This window comes from Pseudomonas sp. NPDC077451 (assembly GCF_044543345.1).
GTDB lineage: Bacteria > Pseudomonadota > Gammaproteobacteria > Pseudomonadales > Pseudomonadaceae > Stutzerimonas.
This window is the reverse complement of the sequence record NZ_JBITVX010000001.1, coordinates 256,342-281,907: the sequence shown is the minus strand read 5'-3', so window position 1 is coordinate 281,907 and position 25,566 is coordinate 256,342. Positions and strand designations below refer to the sequence as shown.

Here is a 25,566-nt window from a genome sequence, read left to right as displayed (position 1 = left end):
TGCGGGTAAGCGGAAATCCTTCTTCTGCGTCGTCGTTCACGTGTGACGCCCGGTACAATTCAGCGTTCCACCCCGTCCGGAGCCAAGCCCATGTTCACCCTCGCCCACCTGGATACCCCACCGCCGGAATCGATGGAGAGCCAGCTGCTACGGATGGTGGTGGACTATCTCAGCGACGTCAGCCCGGTTTCGCTTCCCTCCAGCAACCCGCTGTATCAGCTGTACCAATACGTGGTGGGCTTCGAGGTGCATCGCTATCTGGACAGCATGGACGGCGCGCAAAACGGCAAGCCCGAACTGATCATGGCGCTGGACGCCGAAGACCCGGCGCGTCTGCTCGGGTTTGCGCTCTATCGGCCTTACGTGGACGACCCAGAGGCCAGTGCGCTGCTCTATCTGGCGGTGCAGTCCAGCCATCGCCGGCAGGGCATCGGGCGGGCCATGGTCGAGGCGATGCTGGCGCGCTATCCGCATGGAGAAGTGGCGTGCGTGGCGAGCAAGGTGCCGTACTTCCAATCGCTGGGCTTTCAGCCGTTGGCGGCCCGTGGCCCTCAGGTCGTCATGAACACCCGGAGCCAGGCGTCCAGCGGTCTGGTGGCGGTGCAGGACCTGGTGCCCATTTTCCAGTCAGAGGAAGTTCGCCAGATTCATAACTATCTGGTCAAACAACACGGCGCCGAAGCCATGAGCGACGCGGAGAAAAGCCGCGATCAATTACTCGATGAGCTAGCTCAACAGGCGATTCATCTGACGCAGACGTCTTCGACGGCCAATCGCCTGCATTGATTGCCGGCCCAGCGCAGCCATACGCCTCATAACTTCACACAGGCAAAGATCGCGTTGCCGGACGTCCCGTTCCAGGGAAGGATCTTTTCGTAATCGTGCTCCAGCACATGCACGTCGAAGTATGGCTGCAGCAGCTCGCTCAGCTCGGCGAAACTCACCGCCACCATGCGGTGCTCGTCGTGCCATGTCTGGCTTTGCCCTGCGGTCGTCCTTTCGATCCGCAGTTTCAACAGCTGTTGCTCGCCCGCCCCGGCGTAGTGCCAACCCGAGCTGAAGCTGAACAACCCATCGGGATGGTTCGCGTCGTGCGCTACAAATGACGCGTTGTCGATGGTGTGTTTGTCGACGGCGTTGAAGCAAAACAGCCCACCAGTTGCCAATGCACCGTGCACGCTGGCGATGCAGGCCTGCAATCGCGCGGTTTCGGCACTGTAGTGAATTGAATACAAGAAGCAGGTAATCAGATCGACCGGCTGGCCCACGGTGAAATCACACATGTCCTGCCGGGAGAAGCGAGCGTCCGGACAGCGAAGAGCCGCCCTGTCCAGCATCGGCTGATTGATGTCGAGCCCACTGCTCTGATAGCCAGCATCAAGAAAGTGCCGTACATGCGGACCTGTGCCACAGGCGAGATCCAGGTGTCGGTTGCCGCCGTTACCAAACAGCTTCTGCAGACGATGAACACAGTGGCTTTGCGCGCGGTAGTCGATATCGGCGCACATGAGGTCGTAGTAACCCGACAGGTCGGTATAGATGGCGGTGCCGGGCATGATGGCCTGAGGTGTGAGGGCTGGATGGGGCGCGCATATTATCTCGGCCGACTGGAAATCGCCTGGCAATTACGCATGAGCTGGCACGGCGCCCTCCACGCCCTCCCGATGGCCAGCGCACCCCGTTTGGCTCCCCCTTCAGCGGATCAGCTGAGCAAAACGATAGGTCTGCCCGGTCCAATGATCGATAGCGTTCAGACCGGGGCGACCGGCCCCGCTAGCCTGTCCAGGCATAGCTGTTCCATGCAGCGGGCCCAATCGCTCATCCGATCCGCTTCAAGCTGCACCAGCATCGCGTAGCGGCGTCCGCCCCACACCGAAAGATGAAGCGCTTCCAGGGTTGCAGCTGACGGGCGCGCCGGCAGGTCGGTCGCCGCGTCGATGACACGTTGCCAGGCGCCCAATAGGTCCTCATAGACCCGGCGCTGGTGCTTGGGCTCAGCCACCAGCGTTTCCAGTTCGAGCATGTCCGGGTGGAACCAGGGTAGCTGAGGTTCGGCCCCGGCCAAGGTGCGCACCAGGCGCCGGATGCGCTCGGGCCAGGCAAGGGCGATCGGAGCTACGGCTTGCGCCTCGATGAACTCCAGCAACTGCTCAACGCAATAGCGCACGTAGCCTGAGTGCAGCGCGTGTTTGCTGGGGAAATAGTCGTACAAGGTGCCGATGGCCACACCGGCTTCCAGGGCGACCGCCCGGGTCGTCAATCGAGACCAGCCGTCGCGCTGCCATATCCGAACATAGCTGTCGAAAATCGCCTGAACGGTGACCTTGGCGCGCTGCTGAGTGGGCCGTTTGAGCGGCTTGGCGCTTGGCAATCGTGTGTTCATGAAATCCGAACCCGGCGGAGAAACGAAAGGGCTACAGTCAATGCCATCCATTTACGAACCCAAGGTGCCATCGATGAGCGTCATCCGCCAGTTGCAGAACAACAAGAAAAACATGGAGCAGACTCGCCTTCAGACCCAGGCGATGCCTGAGCTGAAACCCGGCGAAGCCCTGCTGCGCATCAGCCGACTGGCGCTGACGACGAACAATGTGACCTACGCTGCATTCGGCGAAACCCCTCATCTGCGCTACTGGGACTTCTTCCCGACGGGCGATGCCGAGTGGTTTCACATGCCTGCCTGGGGGTTCGCCGAGGTCGTGGAAAGCACTGTCGATGGCTTGGCGAAGGGCGAGCGCTTCTATGGCTTTTGGCCGATCGCCAGCCATCTGGTCATGCAACCGGTGCGGGTCTCCGAGCGCGGATTCTACGACGGTGCCGAGCATCGACTTGAACTCACATCAGCCTACAACCAGTACCAGCGCATCAGCAGCGATGACGCCTATCGCGCCGAGAGCGAGAACTACCAGATGTTGTTGCGCCCGCTGTTCATCACCTCGTTCATGCTGGCCGACTTTCTCGATGACAACGCCTTCTTCGGTGCGCGCCAGATCCTGGTCTCCAGTGCCTCAAGCAAGACGGCGTACGGGACTGCGTTCTGCCTGCAGGACAATCCAGCCGTACAGCTGATCGGCCTCACCTCCCCGGGCAATATCGATTTCGTACAACGCCTGGGCTGCTACCGCCAGGCGCTCGGCTACGACCAGCTCGCATCGCTGGACCCGAGCGTGCCCACGCTGTATGTGGACTTCTCTGGTAGCGCCAGCCTTCGCCAGCAGATCCATGGACATTTCAAAGACGCTCTGGTGTACGACTGCTATGCCGGGTCTGCCCAAAGCCATGAATACAGCAAACGTGACCAGACGTTGGCCGGACCGCAACCACAGCCCTATTTCGCGCCTTACCAGATCAAGAAACGCAACGCCGACTGGGGGCCAGCCGAGGTGACACGCCGCTTCAACGAAGCGCAGCTGGCCTTTATCGCGCGGGTGAGCGATGCGCAGCAGCCCTGGATGCAGGTGAACGAGCACGCGGGCCTTGAAGCGGCACAAACGCTGGCCGAGTCCTTGATCAAAGGCGATATCAATCCATTGGAAGGCCACGCCGTGGTCCTCGACTGACCCGCTAACACTGCCGTTTATGGCGTGCCAGCCGAACGTATTAAGCGTGCGGCTGGCGTCTATTGCACAGGTCGCTAGCCTGACTATCAGCCTGACGCTGAGGAGCGATGATGACTGGTGACCAGATCACCGATTGCTACCAAGGCTATATCGCCTGTTTGAACAGCCAGAACTGGCCGGAGCTGGGTCACTTCGTCCATGACGAGGTGTATTACAACGGCAAGTTCGTGGGGCTGGGTGGCTATCGCCGGATGCTTGAAGAGGACTTCCGAGCGATTCCCGATTTGCAGTTCACGATTGGCCTGCTCATCGCCGAGCCGCCCCACGTGGCGGCGCAGCTGCTGTTCGACTGCACGCCCATAGCGGACTTGTTCGGCTTTGCAGTAAATGGAAAACGGGTGGCCTTCACCGAAAACGTGTTCTACGCGTTCAGCGAGGGAAAGATCCGGAACGTTTGGTCCGTGATCGACAAGGCCGCTGTTGGCGACCAACTCTGATCGAGTGGACCGTCAGAATGCGCTGCGATTGACAGACTGGGCCGGTGCTGGCGAATCCCGGCGCACCTGATCGTCAAACGCACCGGGAGCAGGATTCAAAGCTGGTTGTCGTGCAGCCCGGCGTAGAGGCGGGTCATTTCGTTGAGCTGACGGAACATCGATTCGGCATTCACCGCCACGATGGTGGGCACGAACTGCTTGGAGGTGAACGCCTTGCTCGCGAACTTCCAGCGTGCGTCGGCCTTGCGTAGGGCTTCGGCGATTTCTGCGTTGGGCGCATCGGCTGTCTGCAGCTCGGCCATGATGACGCCAAAGTCTTCAACCGAAGCTGCAAACTCCTTTTCCAGATCCGGATCCTGCACGCCCCAGGCACGGGCCATGTAGAACATGGCGGTGCGCTGGGTCAGCACACGGTTCCAGCCACTGCGGTTGATCGAATGCGACGCGGCATCGCCATTGTGTTGCTCGAACAGATCGGTGACTTGTTGGGTCTGGCGAACCAGCTCTTCGGCCTTCGCCAGTACGAGCGGAGCCTGGGCCTTGTCCGGCGTACTGGCCGCCAGAGCGCGGTAATCAGCCCAGGTGCGCTCCACGTCGTTCAACGCAACGCGAATGGCGTCACTCGGCGCAGCCGCCTTGAGCTGGGCATGGTGATCTTCGAACAAGGCCAGGCTTGCGGCACGTTGTTTGGTGGCTTCGTCCACTTTCACGCCGGCGCCGATCATGAGGTAATCCTTGGCGACGATCTGCCCCAGGCTGCGCTGCAGACCGGCCATGTTCATGATTTCCAAGGGCGCCATATCCGCCCAGCACGTCGCACTCAGCAGGCTGCAACCCAACAGCAGCGCGCGCAGAGATGTCTTGATCAACACGGTAAATCCTTTCTGGTTTTGAAGATGAGCACAGGCCGCTTACGCGGTCAGCGCCTGAGCCCGCCGCAAACAATCGCGTGCATGCGCCGCTCAGCGCGCCATTGGATTCGCCCTACCTTTCTCGAACCTTGCAGGGCGCGAAATCGGCAGTGTTGGATGTTGAAAGTGTGAAGCGATGCACCATAAAACAGCGGTGCCCTGGTGCCTGTAGAAAGGCAAACGCTGGCGGCAACGCATCAGCTGTTCGGCTTCAGCCCCGCCTACGCGACGTGCTTCTCGGCTGCAGCTGATCCAGCGCGCTGGAGTTTTGCCTCGCCCAGTCGTAGATCATTTCGATAGGTTGGACCATCAGTCTGCCGAGCGGTGAGAGCGCGTAGCTCACCGCTGGCGGGACGGAGTCGAGCGTGTGGCGTTCGATCAAGCCGCTGGTCTCCAGCTCTCGCAGCGTTTGCACCAGCATCTTTTTGGAGATTCCCGGCAAGCTGCGATGCAGCGCACCGCTACGCGCCACGCCGTCGTGGCGGGCATGCAGGGTGTGCAGAATCATGCTGGTCCACTTGGTCGAGAAGATCTCGAGCACACGTCTTGGGGCGCAATCTTCGCGCCATTGTTCTTCGTCAGAGCCGGGTTGCATGGGGGCTGGTTACCATTTGGTGCCGACTTGGATCGGCATTTTCGAGTGAGTAAGGTGCAGGCCTGTTTCGCTTTGTGGGGTTCTGAACATGACAAATCAAGCACTGGTGGTCGGCTCGAGTGGGATCGTTGGCAGCGCGGTGTCTCGCCTGTTGGCCAAGGAAGGTTGGTCCGTTGCCGGCCTGGCACGGCGGCCGAGCGAGGAATCCGGGGTTACTCCGATCAGCGCAGACCTGCTGGACCCGACGGCCCTGTCTTCGGCGCTGACCGACGTTTCGCCCACTCATCTCTTTCTGACCACCTGGGCGCGCCAAGCCAGCGAAGCGGAGAATATCCGCGTCAATGCACTGATGATTCGCAATGTGCTCGAAGCCGTTCGAACTTCAGGCTCGGTTCGCCATGTGGCGCTGGTTACCGGCCTTAAACATTACCTCGGCCCATTCGAAGCCTACGGCAAGGGCACGCTGCCACAAACGCCGTTTCGTGAGGAACAAGGGCGACTCGACGTCGAGAATTTCTACTACGCCCAGGAAGACGAGGTATTTGCAGCGGCCGAACGCGATGGCTTCAGCTGGAGCGTTCACCGCCCCCACACCGTCACCGGAATCGCAGTCGGCAATGCGATGAACATGGCAACGACGCTGGCCGTGTACGCCTCGATCTGCCGTCAGACCGGTCGGCCCTTCCGCTTTCCGGGCTCGGAAGTCCAGTGGAACAGCCTGACCGACATGACCGATGCGGGCCAGCTGGCCCGGCACCTGCACTGGGCTTCGACTACACCGGCCGCCGCCAACCAGGCCTTCAACATCGTCAACGGTGACGTGTTCCGCTGGAAGTGGATGTGGTCGCGCATTGCCGAGTGGTTCGGCATCGAGGCGGCGCCTTTCGACGGTCAACCCGCCCCGCTGGAGCAGCAGATGGCAAACGATGCCGAGGTCTGGGCAAAGATGGCCAAGCAGTTCGGTTTGGCTGAAGCGGATATCGGCAAGCTCATCTCGCCATGGCACACCGACGCAGACCTGGGTCGGCCTATCGAGGTGGTGACAGACATGTCGAAGAGCCGAAAGCTCGGGTTTCTGGACTTTCAGGCAAGTGACGACGCGTTCGTCGACGTATTCACCAAGCTGCGCGCCAGCAAACTCATCCCCTGATCGGAGCCGGGTATTCCGGGCCCACCGACGATTGGGCTGTCCCGTATACTCGCGCGTTTTCCGCGCGAGTCTTTTCCAGTGAGCAACAAACGTTACGCCTGCATCGGCCTGAGCAATCCGAAGTCGCCTTCCAATGTCGGCGCAATCATGCGGGCGGCGGGCTGCTATGGCGCGGCTTCGGTGTTCTACACCGGGACTCGTTATGACCGCGCCAGGGATTTCGTCACCGACACCAAGAAAGTCCATCAGGACATTCCGCTGATCAACATCGATGACCTGCGCAAGATCCTGCCTCTCGGCTGCGTGCCGGTCGCTGTGGAGTTAGTCGAAGGTGCCCGTGCCCTCCCCGAATACACCCATCCGGATCGCGCGCTGTACATCTTCGGTGCCGAGGATGGCTCGCTGAGCAAAGAGATCCGCGACTGGTGCGAAGACGTGGTCTACATCCCCACCAACGGCTGCATGAATTTGGCGGCGACGGTCAACGTGGTGCTCTACGACCGCCTGTCCAAGGGCAACAACACCCGCTCGGGCCCCGGGTTCGGAGCGGCGCGTAAACCGTGCTGAACCGCACACCTTCATCATCTGGGCGACTCGCTGCACGGATGTAATCGCTTGAAAGAACGCCGATGTGCATGCGGCTTACAGCGCAGATGAGCAGCAAGGTGTCGACCCCAGACAATTGGCCAGCGTAGCCCGCTAGTAACGTGAGCGGCCCATACCCTGGCCAACGCACCAATCACCGTACTGCGCGACACTCAGCCGATGCCTGTCGTCGACGCCTGCAAGTGGGAACGTATCGAAGGCGACCCGCATACCGTCAACCTCAACGCCTACACCTCCGATGATGGCAGCAAGATCATGGCCACCTGGATCTGCACGCCCGATAAGTGGCGCGTGGATTACCTCAAATGGGAGTACTGCCACTTCCAGGAAGGCTACTGCATCATCACCCCGGACGGCATGGAGCCCATCCACCTCAAGGCTGACGATATCTTCGCGGTAGAGCCCGGCATGTCCGGCACCTGGGAAGTCGTGGAAACCGTTCGCAAGTACTTCGTGTTCGACTGACGGCCCCGCCCCTCGACCGTTCCCACACGCAGCGTGGGAATCTGATCGCTGGCAGTACTGCATTTTTCCTTTCGATCACGGGGCCGTATTCGTGTCGTTGCGGCGACGGGCTGGTCCTTCGCAACGCCTTCGAAGAACCCCTAACCCAATGCTGCAGCAAGGCCGTATCACCGCAGGACTAGTGCGCCGCGGTATCAGGCAATTCGCGCTAAACAGCACCCATACCGATACAACAACGCATCGAATGCTTAATCCTGGCCGTAACATCCATCATTCGGGCGATTGATGGCCATACGGCCCCCCTATACAGTCGCCTCTGCCTGCCAAGGACAGAACGACGCTTATACAAGCTCGATGGCTGCGGGTTCTTTTTGAGGATTGGACATGTCTGTTGGGCTTAAGCAGGTGCAGAACGATGCAGGCAGCCAACCGGAGCGAACCGATTACCCAATGCCAGCTGGAGTCCAGGGTTGGGGCGCACTCCTGGCAAACGCTCGGCGCGTCCCGCTGACAATGCTGGCATTGTTGCTGCTGTTAACGGTTGCCGGCATGACAGCTGAGGTGTCCAGTAAGCAAGAACAGGCGGCGATAGCCAAACCCGCCGGGGCCATGCCCGTGCTGCTGATGATGACGGAGAGGCCGGCCGGTCGCGCCACCCGTTGACGAACTAACCTGGGCACACGGCTACGGCTGCATCAAGCTGGCTTCATCATTATCACGATGAAGCCCACCACGATACCGGCCACGGCGATTGCCCAGCCGATCCGATGCGCACGGTTCTTTTCTGCTTGCCTAACAGGGTCTACTGGCTTTTTCTTTCTCACGATCTACCTGCTTTTGAAAAAAACACGACTGCTGACTAGCACGTTGTTACCGAGCTTGAGGCGCGTCTTTTTAGGCTGGGCCGATCGAATTGTCCAGTACGCTGCTTGGCGAAGGGTCCTCTGCAACCAATGGAACAGGTGCCGCCGGCTATCCGAGCGGGCTCTCTCCAGCATTCGGCTCGTCTTTGGGCTTTACCGTTTCCTCCGGGTCGTTTTCGCCCGAATCAGGCGCGTCGCCATATTCGTCATAGTCCGGTGGGGTCAGGCCATCCTTGAGTGGATCGTTAGGGTCGGTCATGTCAGTGGTCCTGATCTGTTACGTGAAAGATGAACAGCTCAGTTGTTCGAACGCTCCTCTCAACGAAATGTTCGCAGGCGACCGAACAGGACCGAAAAAATACTCGCCATCGTGAAGGTCAGGCGTTGCGTTCGTGCGGCACCGGTTAGGGCGCGCCGAAGAGTGCGACCCAGTAGATGCCCGCATCGCTCTGCGGATCCACCGCATAGGCTGCACCCAGCTCGCTGAATTGCGGATTCATCAGATTGGCGCAGTGTCCTGGGTTCGCCAGCCAGCCTTCAACGATCTGGCGGGGTCGATCCAGCGCGGCCGCGATGTTCTGGGCGACCGGCGCACCGGGATAACCGGCCAGCTCCGCCCTGTCGCCCGGCGTTCGTCCATCCCGATCCAGGTGACTGAAGAAGTTGCCGTTGGCCATGGCTCGGCTGTGGGCCTCGGAGAGGCCGGCGAGCGTTGTGTTCCAGTTAAGCGGAGCGGCTGCAGCGAAGGGTTTGCCAGCACACTGGCGCGCGCTGGCACGCACGCGATTGATTTCGTCGAGTAGCGCCAGCCCTTCTGCCTGCGCGTCTTTCAAATGCCCGCCGAGCATCGGCCGCGCCAGCACGATGCGCCAGTCGCGCCCCTCGCGACTGACGCCGATGTCGGCGTATTGCGGATCGAGCACCACGCGACAGAAGCTTTCGCGCAGCGCCTGCATCGCGGCTTGCGCATCACGCGGCCCGGACAGGCTGACGGCCTGAACGTTGGCCATCGGATAACCGTTGCGGGCCAATGAGCCCTGCAGATCACCGGCGCCAGTGGCAGGCAACACCAGGCGCGGGTCGGACGAAAGGGCCGTCAGCTCCTCACTCGCCCGGTCTTCGCAACGCTGTACTTCACTGCGGTAGGCGTTGATCGTCTCGATCAATTGCGCCTCCTCCGCTTCGCTGGCCGCAATCGCCACAGCGCTGCCAGTGAGCGTTACCAAAAGCAGTGAGAGAGAAAGCAGGCGCATGAAGATCTCCAGATAGCACGGATGCGGACGCTGAAGATGCACCGGGCACGCCCCGGAAGTCGAGCCCATGTGGCGAACCAGCCCTTGAACCAGGGACCACGCTTGCCGTTCCGCCCCTGCTGCAATCTATAATCGTTCTTATTTGCACCGGAACCCTGCATGTCCTCCTGCGCAGCTCGTCAGATACTGGCGATCGAAGACGACCCGATCCTCGGCCCTCACCTGAAAACCTCTCTGGAACATCGTGGCTTTCACGTCACCCTCGCCGATGACGGCCCGACCGGCCTCGCATTGGCCAGCGAAGCAACGTATGACCTGATCCTGCTGGATGTGATGCTGCCTGAACTCAGCGGCATGGAGTTGCTGACCCGGTTGCGCGAGCAACGCCGCACACCTGTGCTGATGATGTCCGCGTTGGGTAACGAGGCGCACCGCATCCAGGGATTCGACAGCGGTGCCGACGACTACCTGCCCAAGCCGTTCAGTATCGAGGAGTTGCAGGTGCGCATCGCTGCCATCCTGCGGCGGGTGGCCTATGAGCGCAGCGTACCGGCAGCGCCGAATCAGGATGCGGTGCGCTTCGATGACCAACGCAGCGACCTGCAGTACGAAGGGCGATGGGTCGGCCTGACAGCCACCGAATATCGACTGATGAAGGTCCTGCACGACGCCGCTGGCGAAGTGCTGAGCAAGCCGTTTCTCTACCAGCAGGCGCTGCGCCGCGGCTATTCCCAGCATGATCGCAGCCTGGACATGCATATCAGCAATATCCGCCGCAAGCTGGCGCGCGAAGAGGTGGCGACCCTGCGCCTGGAATCCGTGTGGGGCAAAGGCTACGTGCTGGAACTGCAGGCGAGCTAATGCCCAATCGTCATTCGTTGTTCTGGCGCCTGGTGGTGCTGGTTGCTGGGTTCTGTCTGTCGATGATCTGGGCCAGCGGCTACGTGAGCCGTTATATCGACAAGACCAGCTCATTTCTGTCTGAACAGGCGCGCGACACCCTCACCGGCTACGCGAGCGAAGCTCAAGCCGCTCTGCAAGCGGGTCCAGAAGCGATGGCGCAATGGCTGACGGTGATGAAGGAGCGTGAGCCGACTTGGCTGGTGGTGGTGGACGAACAGCTGCAACCGCTCGGCGGCCAGTCCTTGAGCGACGAGGAACGGCGGAGGCTCACGTTTGTGCGGCACTACGACTGGCCTATGAGCAGGCGCTATGACGGCCTGCCCTTGGTGTCCGTACCGCTGGAGGGCACCGGTGCCCAGTTGATCATCCAGCTGCCGGAACGATTCCGTCCCTGGCGTAACCATGCGCTACTCACCGCGGGCGGCGTGTATCTGCCGCTGGTGTTGCTGTCGCTGCTGTTCTGTTGGCTGCTTTATCGGATGCTGGTTTCACCGCTGGACCGCCTGCGCCGACAGGCCAACGCGTTACGCGGTAACCGCCTCGACTCGCTGCTTCCGCCCTCCATTGCGCGGCGCAACGATGAGCTGGGGGAGCTGGGCCGTTCACTGGAGTATCTCACGCAGCGTCTGCGCGATTCGGTCGCCCAGCAGCAACAGCTGTTACGCGATCTGTCCCATGAGCTGCGCACGCCATTGAGCCGGCTGCGTGTCGCCTGCGAGAGCGAGCTGAGCGCCGAAGACATGCGCAACCGCACCGAGCGTGAAATCAACAGCATGCAGCAACTGGTCGATAACACCCTGGAGTTCGCCTGGCTGGACAGCGAACAGCCCCGCTTCGAGTGCGAGCCCGTAGATGTGGCGGCGCTTTGGGACCTGCTATGCGAGAACGCTTGTTTCGAGGCCGGCTGGCCGCGTGAACGCATCCAGGCGCAGATACCGGAAGGCTGCCAGGTGCTCGGCAACCTCAACGCATTGGCGCAAGCCATGGAAAACATCCTGCGCAATGCCATTCGCTATTCCCCCGCGCACGGCGTGGTTGGCCTCACGGCCGCTCGAGACGGGGACAGCTGGCGTCTGCGCATTCAAGACCAGGGCCCGGGCGTGCCAGAGGCGAAACTGGCCGTCATCTTCAGGCCCTTCGCACGGCTCAGCGCAGCCCGCCCGGGAGGTGACGGCTTCGGGCTGGGTCTTGCCATCGCCCGCAGCATGGTGGTGATGCAAGGCGGTGCGATCTGGGCCGAGAACAGCCAACCCGGCCTGCGCCTGACCATTCGGTTGAAAACTGTATAGATTGTAAATGCGCTTTACTCTCAAATGAGAATACTTAGCATTGCGGTCGGCTGGCGGCTCGCACCGCGGCTCACAAGCATGCGCCATGTCGTTCATGGCCGCAGATGACGTAAGTTTTCTAAGGGAGATGGCAGTACATGGTGACTTTCAATCGGCATCGGCTGGCTTGCGCGATCGCATTAGCAACCTGGACGAGCTTGCCAGCCAACGCTGCAGAACCAGTCGAATTATCGAACGTCGTCGTGACCGCATCAGGTTTCGAGCAACAGATCAAGCAGGCCCCCGCCTCCATCTCCGTGGTCACTCGAGAGGAGCTGGAAAACAAATCCTATCGCGACGTCACCGATGCCCTGCGGGACATTCCGGGCGTTGTGGTCACTGGCGGCGCCAGCTCCAGCGATATCAGCATTCGCGGCATGGCGTCCAAGTACACCCTGATCCTCATCGACGGCAAACGTATGGAGTCGCGCGCGACGCGTCCCAACAGCGATGGCCCTGGCATCGAGCAAGGTTGGACGCCTCCCCTGGAAGCCATCGAGCGCATCGAGGTCGTGCGTGGGCCGATGTCCTCCCTGTATGGCTCCGACGCCATGGGTGGCGTGATCAACATCATCACGCGCAAGGTGGCCGATACCTGGCGCGGCGGCGTGCGGACCGAAAAGACCTTCCAGGACCGCTCCGATTCCGGTGATTACCACACCCTCAACGGCTATCTCTCCGGGCCCGTGGTCGACGGCCTGCTAGGGCTCCAGGTCTATGGACAGACGTCTCGCCGGGACGAAGATGACATCCCTCGCGGGTTCAACGAGCAGAAAACCGACAGCGCAACGGCCAAATTGTCGTTCACGCCGAACGAGGCCAACGACATCGTTCTGGAAGTGGGCAAGACCGAGCAGGAACGCAACGCCAGCGTGGGCCGGTCCGGTACGGGTAACAGCGATTCGCTGTCGGATTACGAGCGTACTCATTACTCGATCAGCCATACCGGGCGCTGGGATTCGGGCCAGTCGGAAAGCTACGTGCAGCAGGAGCGCATCGAGAACCCGGGTCGCGAGATGGAGCTGGAGAACAGCGTCTTCAATACCCAGACCTCGCTCTTCCTGGGTGACCACATCGCCACGCTCGGCGGCCAGTACAAATACGAAGATCTTTCGGACAAGGGCAACCAGTTGGCTGGCGCCGAAGACGTGACCCAACTGACGCGCTGGTCCTGGGCGCTCTTTGCCGAAGACGAATGGAGCCTGACCGACAGCTTCGCACTCACCACCGGCCTGCGTATGGATCGCGATGAAAACTACGGGACTCATTGGTCGCCGCGCGTTTATGGCGTATGGCAAGCGGCCGAGCAATGGACAGTAAAAGGCGGCGTATCCAGTGGCTATCGCTCGCCGGATATTCGCGCCGCGGTGGATAACTGGGGGCAGATCACCGGTGGTGGTCGGGGCGACCCGGCCGTGATCGTGGGCAACTCGGCGCTCAAGCCAGAGGAAAGCCTGAGCCAGGAAATCGGCGTGCTGTGGGACAGCCTGAACGGTGTCTCGGCGGGCGTGACAGTGTTCAACACCGACTTCGAAGACAAGATCACCGAGCTGCGCCGCTGCACGGACACCACCGGCAATGCCTCAGGCCAGTGTGTCGTCAATGGCGAGGCTTACCGCTTTATCAGCGATCGCGTAAACGTCGACGAAGCACGCATGCGCGGTGTCGAGGCGACCTTCGACTGGGCGATCACCGAAACCATATCCCTGGGCGCCAACTACACCTATACCGAATCGGAGCAGCGCAGCGGCGACTTCCGCGGCGAGCCGCTGAACAAGATGCCCAAGCACATGTTCAACACCATGCTGGACTGGCAAGCCAGCGACCGCCTCGGCACCTGGGCGCGACTCAATTACCGCAGCGAAACCTCCGAGTACCTGTCGCGCACCAGCATGGCGGAAAGCACCCCTTCCTACACGCTGGTTGACCTGGGCGGTACCTATGACGTGAACCGCAACGTCAAGCTGCTTGCTGGGGTCTACAACATTTTCAACGAGCAGATTGAATACGACAGCTACGAAACCGTGCTCGACGGGCGTCGCTACACCCTGGGGGTGAGCGCTTCGTTCTGAGGAGTCGTGAGGGAGGCGCCTTGCCAACTGGCGTCTCGCTTCGATCCCTAAGACTGGCGTAGCGAGCATCAGTTTGGACGGGGCGCATGGGCGTCCCCCGGATCATCACAAGACCGATGCCCAGCCGGCGTTTACGACGGTTGGGCATTTTTCGTAAGACTCTCACTGGGAAGCCCGTCGTGACCCGTTCTGCCATTCAATCGCGAAGCGCCTGGCCTGCCATCGCGGCCCGCACCGCACTGGCCCTTCTCGGCGGTTACGCCTTCACCTATGCCTTTACTGCCGCGCTGGCGCGGCTATTGCCGCTCGACCCGGTGGACGCCGTCACCGCTGCTTCGCTGCTGTCGTTCGTGGTGTATCTGGTGTTCATGCTTTGGGTTTTCGCTGCAGCGTCGTTGCGGCGCGTGCTGGTCGGTGTCGGTTTGACTTTCCCGCTGGCCGCCATCGGTTTCTGGCCGCAGCTGATGGAGGTGCTGGGATGAAAGGTAGCCTGACGCAATCGATGTCCTGGCTGCATACCTGGTGCGGGCTTCTACTCGGCTGGATGCTCTTCGCCATCTTTCTCACCGGCACCCTGGCGGTGTTCGACAAGGAGATCAACTGGTGGATGCAGCCTGAGCTGAGCGATCAGGCGCTGTCACCTGCCGCTGCGGCCAATGTGGCGCAGCGCTGGCTGGCAGAGCGTCACCTCGACGAAACGAACTGGAACATCAGCCTGCCGACCGCACGCGCGCCTGATCTGGCCGTCTCGGTCGGTGAACGGCGCCGCGGCGGTGGCGGCAGCGGTGTCACTCATCTCGACCCGTTGAGCGGGGAGAAGATCGAGCCGCGGGAAACCATCGGCGGCAACTTCTTCTTCCATTTCCATTACACCTTGCACCTGCCGCGCACGCTGGGCGTATGGGTGGTGGGGTTCGCGGCTATGGCGATGCTGGTGGCGCTGATCAGCGGCATCATCATCCACAAGAAGATCTTCAAGGAGTTCTTCACCTTCCGCCCCGCCAAAGGCCAGCGATCCTGGCTCGACGCGCATAACGCCAGCGCCGTCCTGCTGTTGCCGTTTCACCTGATGATCACCTACACGGGGCTGGCGATCTTCTTTCTGCTCTATATGCCAGCGGCGGTGAACGCCCTGTACGACGGTGATCGCCAAGCCTATTTCCGCGATGGGCAATCGGGCCAAGCAGCCGAGCAGGCGCCGCGAGGCGAAGGCCGTGCTAGCAAGGCCGTCTCGGCACCGGCGGCGCCGCTGCGCCCGCTGAGCGAGATTGTCAGCCAGGCCGAGGCCCACTACGGTCAAGGCATGATCGGCAGCCTGGCGGTGAGCAATCCCGGGCGAGCCAATGCCCAGGTCACGGCGCGCCCCGTGCTGGGCAACCGCATCGAACTGACCAAGGGCGAAGGCATGCTGTTCGACGGCGTCAGCGGCAAGCTGATCCAGGCGCCGGAGCCTTCACGCACCAGCCAGCTGACCCAACGTGTGTTGGCGGGCCTGCACTTCGCGCAGTTTGGCGGCTATCCGATGCGCTGGCTGTACTTCATCTGCGGCCTGATCAGCTGCGCGATGATCGGCACAGGCCTCGTGCTCTACGCGGTCAAACAGCGCAAGCAGGCCAAGGCCAACTCGCAATTCCTGCGCGTGGTAGAAAGCCTCAACGTAGCGGTAGTCGCCGGGCTTTTGCTGGCCTGTATCGCGCTGTTGTGGGCCAACCGGCTGCTACCGGCAGAACTGGCCGCACGTCAGAACTGGGAGCTGCGGCTGTTCTTCGGCGTCTGGGCCCTCAGCTGGCTGCACGGCTGGCTGCGCAAGCCGTTGTCAGCCTGGCGCGAACAGCTCATGGCCGCCGCACTCCTGGCTACCAGCCTGCCGGTCCTGGACCTGTGGAGCGCCCAGGACACGCTGGACGTCATGCGGCTGTCCCTTTTAGCAAGCGTGGCTTCGATGGGCCTGCTGCTGGGCTGGACCGTTTGGAAAATCCCGACGGTCATTGCCTCCCGCAACGCCCGTTCGGCTCGCCTTGATCGTCCCGCTGCCGGAGCCTCCTCATGAACGGTTCCGCGCTATTCGCCAGCCTCCTGTTCGCTTACGCCGGCATGCTCGGCTTTTGCCTGGGTAAGGAGCGTCATTGGAAGCAGTTGGTCAATCCGCGCGTGCCAACCTGGCTTCGTCGCCTATGTGCCCCGTTCGGCGGGCTCCTGCTCGGGCTCGCGATATACGCGTCCTGCCAGGTCTGGCCCGGTGGCATGGCGGTGGTTGGCTGGTTCGGCCTTATCTCACTGGCTGGCTTTGCCTTGCTGTTATTACTTCCCTACGCGCCGCGTCTGGCCGTGAGCCTGCCCCTGTTGGGAGGACTGGTTTGGGCAGCCGCCGCCCTCACCTGAGCACCGGGCAAAATCGCCTCTCAACCAAGCACCGACAATAAAACCGACGTTGCTGTATCGTGAGTCCATTGCTGCGACAGCATTCTTCCTGCAAGCGGGGCGGCCTTTACGCCCTTCCGCTTACATGGCTCGCCGAATCTTGACGCCTCTGCCACACCGCCATGCGGTGTGGCGTATCCACGAGGCCGTACGGCGATTTGGCAGAAACCGGCAATCGGTTTCCCGTTGTTCCGAAAGCTTGCCGCCGTGGTTCCTCTCGACAGGATCCGGCGCCTCTACGCCTGCTCCCCTATATCCGCTAGTCGGACAGGCGCACATGACCTCAGTTTTCCGTCACATTCTCGGACGCCACCAGCGCTCGCCCCTCTGGAACGACCGTGCGCCCGTGCGCGACGAGCTGTTCGGTATCGAACGGCTGGAACACCACGCCCGTAGCCTGGCCGCGGCCCAGCCCGTCACCGACACCCCGCCCGCCGTCATGCCACTGCACGAGCGGCTGAACGACAACGCGGCGGTACTGCTGGCAGCTTACCGCGCCAGCGCCGCGGAGCTGGAAAGTGGGCGCAGCGTGGTGCCCGCCGCAGAATGGTTGCTGGACAACTATCACCTGGTCGAAGCGCAGATCCGCGAGATTCGTGACGACTTGCCACCGGGCTTCTACCGCCAGTTACCGAAGTTGGCCGAAGGCCCCTTCACCGGTTATCCGCGCGTGTTCGGCATCGCCTGGGCGTTCGTCGCCCATACCGACAGCCATTTCGATCCCGAGACGCTGCGCCGCTTCATCAGCGCCTACCAGCAGGTCCAGCCGCTGAGCATCGGTGAGTTGTGGGCGGTGGCGATCACCCTGCGCATCGTACTGATCGAGAACCTGCGGCGCCTGAGCGACCAGATCACCGACGGACGTGCTACCCGTGCTGCGGCCGATGACATGGCCAGCCGGCTGCTGTCGGCCGTCTCTGCGAAAAAAGCGCTGGAGGATGAAATTGCCTCGCGTGGTAGCGCGCCGATGTCCGAAGTGTTCGCGGCGGAGCTGGCCAAACGGCTACGCGACCAGGACCCGAACACCACACCTGCTCTGGGCTGGCTGGAAGAGTTACTGGGTCAGCAGGACAGCTCCATCGATCAGGTGGTGCAGCATTCGCAGCAACGCCAGGGCGCGTCCAATGTCAGTGTGCGCAACGTGATGACCAGCATGCGCCTGATCTCGGATATCGATTGGACCGAACTGTTCGAGAGCGTCAGCCTGGTCGACGCGCGACTGCGCGCCGGCAGCGCCTTCGCCATCATGGACTTCCCTACGCGCAACCTTTACCGCAGCGCCATCGAACAACTGGCGCGCGGCTCCAGCGCGACCGAGCTGGACGTCGCCAGCGCCGCACTCAGCGCCGCAGCTGCTGCCCCCACGCACGATCTCGCGCAGGACGAGCGCGTGGGCGATCCGGGCTATCACCTGATCGGCGAGGGCCGCCTGGCCCTAGAACGCAGCATCGGTTTTAGCCCGCCGCTGGGATTGCGCCTGAGCCGATTCCATATTCAGCTCGGGATCGTCGGCTATGTCGGCTCGATTCTGCTGGTGACCGCGCTGCTGCTGTCGGTCGGCCTCCAAGCACTGACCAGCGTCGGCGTTGGTGCCGGATGGCTCGCACTACTGGCCGTGGTCGCATTCCTGCCGATTACCGATGTGGCCACCACGCTGGTCAACCGCGTGGTGACCTGGCGCTTCGGTGCCATGACCCTGCCCGGCCTGGACCTGACCACCGGCGTGCCGCAATCGCTACGCACCCTGGTGGCCGTGCCCACGTTGCTGACCAACGAAGCGGACCTGCTGGAGCAGATCGAACGCATCGAAGTGCATCACCTGGCGGGCGCTGGTGGTGACCTCACCTTTGCGCTGCTGACCGATGGGCTGGATGCCGAGTCGGAAACCATGCCTGGCGATGCGCATCTGCTCGCCGTCGCCGTTGGCGCCATTGCCGCCCTCAACGAACGCTATGGCCCGGCACCTGGCGGCAGCCGCTTTCTGATCTTGCACCGCCGACGCCAGTTCAATCCCAGCGAGGGACGCTGGATGGGCTGGGAGCGCAAGCGCGGCAAGCTGCATGAGCTGAACCAGCTGCTGCGCGGCGCCACCGACACCAGCTATATGCCGTTGGCCGGTTGCACGCAGCAGGTGCCCACCGATGTGCGTTATGTGATCACGTTGGACGCCGACACCCGGCTGCCGCGCGATGCCGCCATGCGCCTGATCGGCAAGATGGCGCACCCGCTCAATCGCCCGCGCTTCAGCGCTTCCGAACAACGGGTGATCAACGGGTACGCGATCCTTCAACCACGGGTCACGCCATCGCTGCCGGTGGGTCGTGAAGGCTCGTTCTATCAGCGGGTGTTCTCCAGCCCTGGTGGTATGGACCCCTACGCCGCGGCTGTCTCCGATGTCTATCAGGACCTGTTCGGTGAAGGCTCGTACACCGGCAAGGGCATCTATGACATTGATGCGTTCGAGGCGGCACTCGCCGGTCGGGTACCGGAAAACACCATGCTCAGCCACGACCTGTTCGAGGGCGTCTTTGCTCGTGCAGGGCTGGCAACGGATGTCGAGGTGGTCGAGGAGTTTCCGTCGCGCTATGACGTCTCCGGTAAGCGCCAGCACCGCTGGACCCGTGGCGACTGGCAGCTATTGCCGTGGATATTCGGCGCCCGCAGCGGCACCCAGGCGCTGCCGGATATTGGCCGCTTCAAGATGCTCGACAACCTGCGCCGTTCATTGGTCGCACCGCTCACCCTGCTCGCATTGACGCTGTGCTGGCTGCTGCCTCTCCCGGCCGCGCTTGTCGGCACCTTGCTCGTACTCGCGACGATGGCCATTCCCGCCGTACTGCCGATCTGCTTTGCACTGCTGCCCGCTCGCAGCGGCATTTGTATGCAAAGCCACCTGCGAAGGCTGCGCGACGATCTGCGTCTGGCTGCCTCGCAAACAGGGTTGAACCTGGTCTTTTTGCCGGACCAGGCCTGGCGCATGGTCGATGCCATCGTGCGGACGCTGTCTCGCCTATCGTCCCGACGCAATCTGCTGGAATGGACCACCGCCGCCCAATCGGCCATCAGCCCGCGCCTGAAGCTCAGCGGTTTCTACCGTGGTATGGCCGGCGGCACGGCCTTGGGCGTTGGCGCTGCGCTCTTCGCGCTACTGATCGCTCCTGGCTCCTGGCCCGTGGTGCTGCCCTTTGCCCTGCTTTGGCTGGGTGCACCCGCCATCGCCCTGTGGGCCAGCCGCTCACCGCGCATCGCTCCGAGCCAGAAACTCGCCGAACCGGACGCCGCGGAGCTGCGCCTGATCGCCCGACGCACCTGGCGCTTCTTCGAAACCTTCGTCACGCCGGCCGACAACATGCTGCCGCCGGACAATTTCCAGGAAGACCCCAAGCCGGTCGTCGCCCGGCGGACCTCGCCCACCAACATGGGCCTTTACCTGCTCTCGGCCATCACCGCGCGTGACTTCGGTTGGGCTGGCACCCTACAGACCCTCGACCGTCTGGAAGCAACGCTGGACAGCATGAGCCGTCTGCAGCGCCACCGCGGCCACTTCTTCAACTGGTACGCGACCGAAGACATGCGGGCGCTGGAGCCGCCTTACGTGTCGGCCGTGGACAGCGGCAACCTTGCCGGCCACCTGATCGCGCTCGCCAATGCCTGCGAGGAATGGCTCGAGGCACCCACCGCGCCGAATGCGCGCGCTGGCCTACAGGACACCTTGGCACTGATTCGCCAGGCTATGACCGCGCTGCCGTCCGCCAGTGGCGAGCGTGGCCGTCCGCTGTCCGAGCTGCTCGACGAGATCAGCGCGCAGCTCGGCGAGGAGCAGGCGCTCGATACGCTGTCCGCGACGCTCCAGCAACGGGCCGAAAAGGCCGCTCGCCTGGGCCTGGAACTCTGCCCACCGGGTGAAGACGACGAGTCGTCCGACCTGCGATTCTGGATCGACGCATTGGGCCAGACCCTGGCCGAGCACGCTCGCGACCGCCAGCTACAAGGCGAAACGCTGAGCGATACGCAGGCGCGCCTGCGTGAGCTTTCTCGCAGCACCCGGCAGATGGCGCTGGAGATGGACTTCGCCTTTCTGCTCGACCCCGAACGCAAGCTGCTCTCGATCGGCTATGGGCTGGCCGAGAACAGCCTCGACCCCAGTTGCTACGACCTGCTGGCTTCCGAAGCGCGTCTGGCCAGCCTGTTCGCCATCGCCAAAGGCGACGTGACCACGCGCCACTGGTTCCGCCTGGGGCGTACCGCTACGCCGCTGGGCAACGGCTCGGCCCTGATCTCCTGGTCGGGCTCGATGTTCGAATACCTGATGCCCTCGCTGGTCATGCGTGCGCCGGCAGGCAGTCTGCTGGAGCAGACCAACAGCCTGGTGGTGCAGCGCCAGCAAGATTACGGCAACGACCGGAATGTCCCATGGGGCGTGTCGGAGTCGGCGTATCACGCCCGCGACATGGAATTCACCTATCAGTATTCCAACTTCGGCGTGCCGGGCTTGGGCCTCAAGCGCGGGCTGGCGGAGAACCTGGTCATCGCGCCCTACGCCACCGGCCTTGCCACCATGGTCGACGCTCCGGGCGCACAAGCGAACTTCCGCCGCATGGCAGCGATGGGCGCGGTCGGCCGCTACGGTTTCTACGAGGCACTGGACTTCACCCCGGCGCGACTGCCGGACGGCCAATCGTTCGTCATCGTGCGCAACTACATGGCTCACCATCAGGGCATGACCATCGTCGCCATCGCCAACACCCTGCTGGACGGGCCGATGCGCGCCCGCTTCCATCGCGAGCCGATGATCCAGGCCTGTGAACTGCTCCTGCAGGAGCGCATGCCGCGTGACGTGGCCATCGCCCATCCGCGCGCCGAAGAAGTGAAGATCCGTGCTGTCGAGGGCAGCGGCGATCCGCAAGCCCTGCGCCGGCTCAACGCGGCCGCCGCCGGAGCCGCCCCTGTCACCCATCTGCTCAGCAATGGCCGCTACGCCGTGATGCTCACCGCCGCCGGCGCGGGTTACAGCCGCTGGCGCGATATCGCGGTGACCCGCTGGCGTGAAGATGCCAGCCGTGATGACTACGGCTCGTTCATCTTCCTCCGTGATACGGCAGACGGCCGCGTCTGGCCGGCTGGCGGTCAGCCCAGCGACAGCGATGCGCTGAGCCATGAGGTGATATTTGGCGAGGATCGGGCCGAGTTCATTCGTCACGACAAGGACCTGTCCACCACCCTGGATGTGCTGGTGTCCGGTGAGGATGACGGCGAAGTACGCCGCGTCTCGCTCGCCAACAGCGGCCCTGACGCTCGCGAGATCGAGCTGACCTCCTACAGCGAAGTGGTGCTTACGACGCCATCCACCGACAACGCGCACCCGGCCTTTGCCAAGCTCTTCGTAGTCACCGAATACCTGCCCGAGTTCGGCGCGCTGCTGGCCACTCGACGCCTGCGCAGCGAGGGCGAGCGCCCGATCTGGGCGGCGCATTTCGCGGTGGCTGAAGGCGAAGTCGTAGCCGATCCGCAGTATGAAACCGACCGTGCCCGTTTCATTGGCCAGCGGCCAAGCGTTGCCGCCGCTGCGGTCGTTGCCGAAGGGCTGGCACTATCGAATACCGTGGGCACGGTGCTCGACCCCATCTTCTCGCTCAAATACCGGGTCAAGGTCGCACCGGGCAAGGTTGCCCGCGTCGCCTTCTGGACCCTGATCGCCGGCTCACGAGACGAGCTGCTGAACCTGATCGAGAAACACCACGACCGCAGCGCCTACGACCGCGCCAAGACCCTGGCCTGGACCCAGGCGCAGGTGCAGCTGCGTCACCTGGACATCAAGCCGGCTGAAGCGGCCGACTTCCAGCGCCTGGCCGCGCCGATTCTCTATGCCGATCCGCAGTTTCGTGCGCCCTCGGCGGCCATTATTGAGGGCGCTGGCGCTCAGTCCGGTCTCTGGCCGCACGCGATCTCCGGTGACCTGCCCATCGTGCTGCTGCGCATCGACGACGTTCAGGACATCGCCCAGGTACGTCAGCTGCTACGCGCCCACGAATACTGGCGCATGAAGCGCCTGGCCGTGGATCTGGTGATCCTCAACGAGCACGCCAGTTCCTACCTGCAGGACTTGCAGATCGCCATCGAAACCGCCGTGCGCAGCAGCCAGTCGCGCCCGCGCTTTGGTGCCGAACTCGCTCAAGGCACGGTGTACATGCTGCGCGCTGACCTGCTGAGCACCGAGGCGCGTGCGCTACTGCGCAGCGTGGCTCGTCTATCGCTAATCGCTCGCCGCGGTCCGATTGCCAATCAGCTGGCCAATCAGTTGATCGCTTCGCAAGCGCCAGCTGATTTGCCACGCCTGGCCGGTAGGCAATCGACAGCAATTGCCACTTCGGCTATCGCACAGCCATCGGCTGCCGAGATCTCTCAGCACCTTGAATGTTTCAACGGCCTGGGCGGTTTCGACAAGGATGGCCGCGAGTACGTAACCCTGCTGGAAGCGGACGCCAACACACCCGCGCCCTGGATCAACGTAATTGCCAACCCGCAGTTCGGCTTCCAGGTATCAGCGCAAGGCAGTGGCTACACCTGGGCCGAGAACAGCCGGGAGAACCAGCTCACGCCCTGGTCCAACGACCCGGTTACCGACCCTTGTGGCGAAGCTTTTTACATCCGCGATATGGACAGCGGCGCGCTATTCAGCCCCACCGCTCAGCCGATCCGTGACGGCGGGCTCTACATCGCGCGGCACGGGCACGGCTACAGTCGCTTCGAACACCAGGCCGACGGCATCGCCATGGACCTGCTCGAATATGTACCGCTGGCCGACCCCATCAAGATTTCCCGGCTGACCTTGCGCAACCTCTCGGCCGTACCGCGCAGGCTGTCGGTTACCCGCTACAGCGAATGGGTGCTCGGCACGGCACGCGGCGCCAATGCGCCTTACATCATCACCGAACGCGATGAAAGCCTCGGCATGCTGCTGGCGCGCAATCCCTGGAGCAGCGCCTTCCCCGGCCGCGTGGCCTTTGCCGACCTTGGCGGTAGTCAAACCGGCTGGACCGCCAATCGCCGCGAATTCCTCGGCCGCAACAGCGGCCCCGCTACGCCAGCGGCGCTTCTCGCGGGTGCGCCCCTGTCGGGAATCACGGGCGCCGGCATGGACCCTTGCTCGGCCTTACAGACAAGCATCGAACTGGCCCCTGGCGAAAGCATCGAAATCGTCGCCTTTATCGGCCAATGCTCGTCGGCAGAGGCAGCCCGAGCACTGGTCGAACGCTATCGCCAGGCAGATCTGAACGCGGTGCTTTTGGAAGTCACCGAGCACTGGCGCACCGCACTGGGTGCCATTCAGGTGAAAACCCCGGACCGCACCATGGACATCATGCTCAACGGCTGGCTGCTGTATCAGACCCTCGCCTGCCGCATCTGGGCGCGCTCGGCGTTCTATCAGGCCAGCGGCGCCTACGGCTTCCGCGACCAGTTGCAGGACGGCATGGCACTGACCTTCTCGCGGCCTGAGGCCACCCGCAGCCACATTCTGCGCGCGGCCAGCCGCCAGTTCGCCGAGGGCGACGTGCAACACTGGTGGCTGCCGCACTCCGGTCAGGGCGTGCGTACGCGCATTTCCGACGACCGTGTCTGGCTGTCGTTCGCCACGGCGACCTATATCCAGGTCGCGGGCGATCTGGCGATTCTCGACGAGCCGGTGACCTTTCTCGAAGGGCCGCTACTCAAACCCGGCGAGCACGATGCCTTCTTCCAGCCGATGATGGCTGGCGATGCCGCACCGCTGTTCGAGCATTGCGCGCGCGGCCTTGACCAGTGCCTGGAGCTGCACGGCGAACTCGGCCTGCCGCTGATTGGCGGTGGCGACTGGAACGACGGCATGAACCGCGTTGGCGAACACGGCAAAGGCGAAAGCGTCTGGCTCGGCTGGCTGCTCCTGCGCACCATCGAGCTCTTTGCGCCGCTGGCCGACCAGAGAGGCACAGTGGCTGACTCACAACGCGCCGAGCGCTGGCGTGAACACGCCGTGGCGCTCACCGATTCGCTGGAAGAAAAGGCCTGGGATGGCGAATGGTATCGCCGCGCAACCTTTGACGACGGCACCTGGCTGGGATCAAAGGACAGCGACGAGTGCCGCATTGATTCCATTGCCCAGTCCTGGGCGGTGTTGTCGGGCGCGGCAGACCCCGCCCGTGCAAAGCAGGCCATGGCTTCGGTGCGCAAGCACCTGATCCGCGAGGACGACGGGCTGGCGCTGCTGTTCACGCCACCATTCGACAAGACCGAGAAGGAGCCCGGCTACATCAAGGGTTATCCGGCGGGCCTGCGCGAAAACGGCGGGCAGTACAGCCACGCAGCGATGTGGGCCATGCTCGCCTTTGCCAAGCTGGGCGACGGTGATGCAGCGTGCCGGATGTTCAAGCTGCTCAACCCTATCAATCACGCGCTGACACCCGAAGAAAGCCGACGCTACAAGGTTGAACCCTACGTGGTTGCTGCGGACGTCTACGGCGTTGCTCCGCACAACGGCCGTGGCGGCTGGACCTGGTACACCGGTGCGGCCGGCTGGATGCACCGCGCGGGCGTCGAAGGCATCCTCGGTATTCGTCGTGAAGGAGAATGGTTGATCGTCGACCCGTGCATCAGCAGTCAGTGGCCCGGATTCGAAGCCACCATCACCCTGGGTGAAACCTGCTACGCCATTCGCGTGGAAAACCCTGCTCAGGGCAATCACGGCATCAAGCATGCGCAGTTGGATGAAGAGGCACTCGAGTGTGCAGACGGGTATGTACGGCTCGCGCTGGATGGGAGGGAGCATCGCGTGGTGTTGAGTCTGTAGGCAGAGACTGCAGTGGCTTAATGCTAGGCCTAGCAGTAACGAAAAAGCCCCGGCCTTTCGGTCGGGGCTTTCCTTTAGCGCTCCACGGATGGCCTAACGGGCCGGCGCTCAAAATCGC

21 protein-coding genes are annotated in these 25,566 nt (G+C 62.7%); 14 read left to right on the top strand and 7 right to left on the bottom strand.

What is annotated here, in order from left to right:
- Positions 1-90 precede the first annotated feature (90 nt).
- Positions 91-786: a GNAT family N-acetyltransferase gene (locus ACIGHL_RS01290; protein ID WP_128119038.1), complete on the top strand. Its 696-nt coding sequence runs from the start codon at positions 91-93 to the stop codon at positions 784-786.
- A gap of 26 nt (positions 787-812) precedes the next feature.
- On the opposite strand, the gene ACIGHL_RS01285 is transcribed toward ACIGHL_RS01290, so the two are convergent.
- On the bottom strand, positions 813-1,556 hold the full coding sequence (locus tag ACIGHL_RS01285) for a class I SAM-dependent DNA methyltransferase (RefSeq protein WP_128119037.1): 744 nt from the start codon (positions 1,554-1,556) through the stop codon (positions 813-815).
- Between the two features lie 194 nt (positions 1,557-1,750).
- The gene (locus ACIGHL_RS01280; RefSeq protein ID WP_241508982.1) at positions 1,751-2,383 is read right to left on the bottom strand and encodes a TetR/AcrR family transcriptional regulator; all 633 of its coding nucleotides are present in this window, start codon (positions 2,381-2,383) and stop codon (positions 1,751-1,753) included.
- Between the two features lie 73 nt (positions 2,384-2,456).
- Between ACIGHL_RS01280 and ACIGHL_RS01275 the strand changes: the two genes are divergently transcribed.
- Both ACIGHL_RS01275 and ACIGHL_RS01270 read left to right on the top strand, forming a co-directional pair.
- Positions 2,457-3,560, top strand: coding sequence for a DUF2855 family protein (locus tag ACIGHL_RS01275; protein WP_128119036.1), 1,104 nt, complete (start codon positions 2,457-2,459; stop codon positions 3,558-3,560).
- A 110-nt stretch (positions 3,561-3,670) separates the two neighbouring features.
- A complete protein-coding gene (locus ACIGHL_RS01270) occupies positions 3,671-4,057 on the top strand; it encodes an ester cyclase (RefSeq protein WP_128119035.1) in 387 nt (128 codons plus the stop codon).
- Between the two features lie 95 nt (positions 4,058-4,152).
- Here ACIGHL_RS01270 and ACIGHL_RS01265 read toward each other — a convergent pair whose 3' ends face one another.
- Together ACIGHL_RS01265 and ACIGHL_RS01260 are read right to left on the bottom strand one after the other, a co-directional pair.
- Positions 4,153-4,929, bottom strand: a complete 777-nt coding sequence (locus tag ACIGHL_RS01265; RefSeq protein WP_253910886.1) for a hypothetical protein — start codon at positions 4,927-4,929, stop codon at positions 4,153-4,155.
- 250 nt (positions 4,930-5,179) lie between these two features.
- On the bottom strand, positions 5,180-5,563 hold the full coding sequence (locus tag ACIGHL_RS01260) for a winged helix-turn-helix transcriptional regulator (protein WP_128119034.1): 384 nt from the start codon (positions 5,561-5,563) through the stop codon (positions 5,180-5,182).
- A gap of 88 nt (positions 5,564-5,651) precedes the next feature.
- Between ACIGHL_RS01260 and ACIGHL_RS01255 the strand changes: the two genes are divergently transcribed.
- From ACIGHL_RS01255 to ACIGHL_RS01240, 4 genes are all read left to right on the top strand, one after another.
- On the top strand, positions 5,652-6,713 hold the full coding sequence (locus tag ACIGHL_RS01255; protein ID WP_216706759.1) for an SDR family oxidoreductase: 1,062 nt from the start codon (positions 5,652-5,654) through the stop codon (positions 6,711-6,713).
- 78 nt (positions 6,714-6,791) lie between these two features.
- Complete coding sequence (locus ACIGHL_RS01250; RefSeq protein WP_128119033.1) at positions 6,792-7,280, top strand: RNA methyltransferase; 489 nt, start codon at positions 6,792-6,794, stop codon at positions 7,278-7,280.
- 198 nt (positions 7,281-7,478) lie between these two features.
- On the top strand, positions 7,479-7,784 hold the full coding sequence (locus ACIGHL_RS01245) for a cupin domain-containing protein (protein WP_128119032.1): 306 nt from the start codon (positions 7,479-7,481) through the stop codon (positions 7,782-7,784).
- Between the two features lie 384 nt (positions 7,785-8,168).
- Entirely contained in the window at positions 8,169-8,447 is a 279-nt protein-coding gene (locus tag ACIGHL_RS01240) for a hypothetical protein (RefSeq protein WP_128119031.1), read from the top strand.
- 32 nt (positions 8,448-8,479) lie between these two features.
- On the opposite strand, the gene ACIGHL_RS01235 is transcribed toward ACIGHL_RS01240, so the two are convergent.
- The 3 genes from ACIGHL_RS01235 to ACIGHL_RS01225 form a co-directional block, all read right to left on the bottom strand.
- Positions 8,480-8,608 carry a hypothetical protein gene (locus ACIGHL_RS01235; RefSeq protein ID WP_256449906.1) on the bottom strand — a complete coding sequence of 43 codons (129 nt, stop codon included), beginning with the start codon at positions 8,606-8,608 and terminating at the stop codon, positions 8,480-8,482.
- Between the two features lie 148 nt (positions 8,609-8,756).
- Complete coding sequence (locus ACIGHL_RS01230) at positions 8,757-8,906, bottom strand: hypothetical protein (RefSeq protein WP_181689941.1); 150 nt, start codon at positions 8,904-8,906, stop codon at positions 8,757-8,759.
- A gap of 145 nt (positions 8,907-9,051) precedes the next feature.
- The gene (locus ACIGHL_RS01225; RefSeq protein ID WP_128119030.1) at positions 9,052-9,900 is read right to left on the bottom strand and encodes a CAP domain-containing protein; all 849 of its coding nucleotides are present in this window, start codon (positions 9,898-9,900) and stop codon (positions 9,052-9,054) included.
- 159 nt (positions 9,901-10,059) lie between these two features.
- Between ACIGHL_RS01225 and ACIGHL_RS01220 the strand changes: the two genes are divergently transcribed.
- From ACIGHL_RS01220 to ACIGHL_RS01190, 7 genes are all read left to right on the top strand, one after another.
- Positions 10,060-10,761: a response regulator transcription factor gene (locus tag ACIGHL_RS01220; RefSeq protein WP_128119029.1), complete on the top strand. Its 702-nt coding sequence runs from the start codon at positions 10,060-10,062 to the stop codon at positions 10,759-10,761.
- Complete coding sequence (locus ACIGHL_RS01215) at positions 10,761-12,092, top strand: HAMP domain-containing sensor histidine kinase (RefSeq protein ID WP_128119028.1); 1,332 nt, start codon at positions 10,761-10,763, stop codon at positions 12,090-12,092. The genes ACIGHL_RS01220 and ACIGHL_RS01215 overlap by 1 nt, the downstream gene beginning before the upstream one ends.
- 137 nt (positions 12,093-12,229) lie before the next feature.
- Positions 12,230-14,203 carry a ligand-gated channel protein gene (locus tag ACIGHL_RS01210; RefSeq protein ID WP_128119027.1) on the top strand — a complete coding sequence of 658 codons (1,974 nt, stop codon included), beginning with the start codon at positions 12,230-12,232 and terminating at the stop codon, positions 14,201-14,203.
- Positions 14,204-14,382: 179 nt separating this feature from the next.
- On the top strand, positions 14,383-14,685 hold the full coding sequence (locus tag ACIGHL_RS01205) for an iron transporter (RefSeq protein ID WP_128119026.1): 303 nt from the start codon (positions 14,383-14,385) through the stop codon (positions 14,683-14,685).
- The gene (locus ACIGHL_RS01200) at positions 14,682-16,253 is read left to right on the top strand and encodes a PepSY-associated TM helix domain-containing protein (RefSeq protein ID WP_128119025.1); all 1,572 of its coding nucleotides are present in this window, start codon (positions 14,682-14,684) and stop codon (positions 16,251-16,253) included. Before ACIGHL_RS01205 ends, ACIGHL_RS01200 begins: the two co-directional genes overlap by 4 nt.
- Positions 16,250-16,585, top strand: a complete 336-nt coding sequence (locus ACIGHL_RS01195; RefSeq protein WP_128119024.1) for a DUF3325 domain-containing protein — start codon at positions 16,250-16,252, stop codon at positions 16,583-16,585. The genes ACIGHL_RS01200 and ACIGHL_RS01195 overlap by 4 nt, the downstream gene beginning before the upstream one ends.
- 316 nt (positions 16,586-16,901) lie before the next feature.
- Positions 16,902-25,448 (top strand): glycoside hydrolase family 94 protein, encoded by an 8,547-nt coding sequence (locus ACIGHL_RS01190; RefSeq protein WP_128119023.1) that lies wholly within the window; start codon positions 16,902-16,904, stop codon positions 25,446-25,448.
- Positions 25,449-25,566 lie beyond the last annotated feature (118 nt).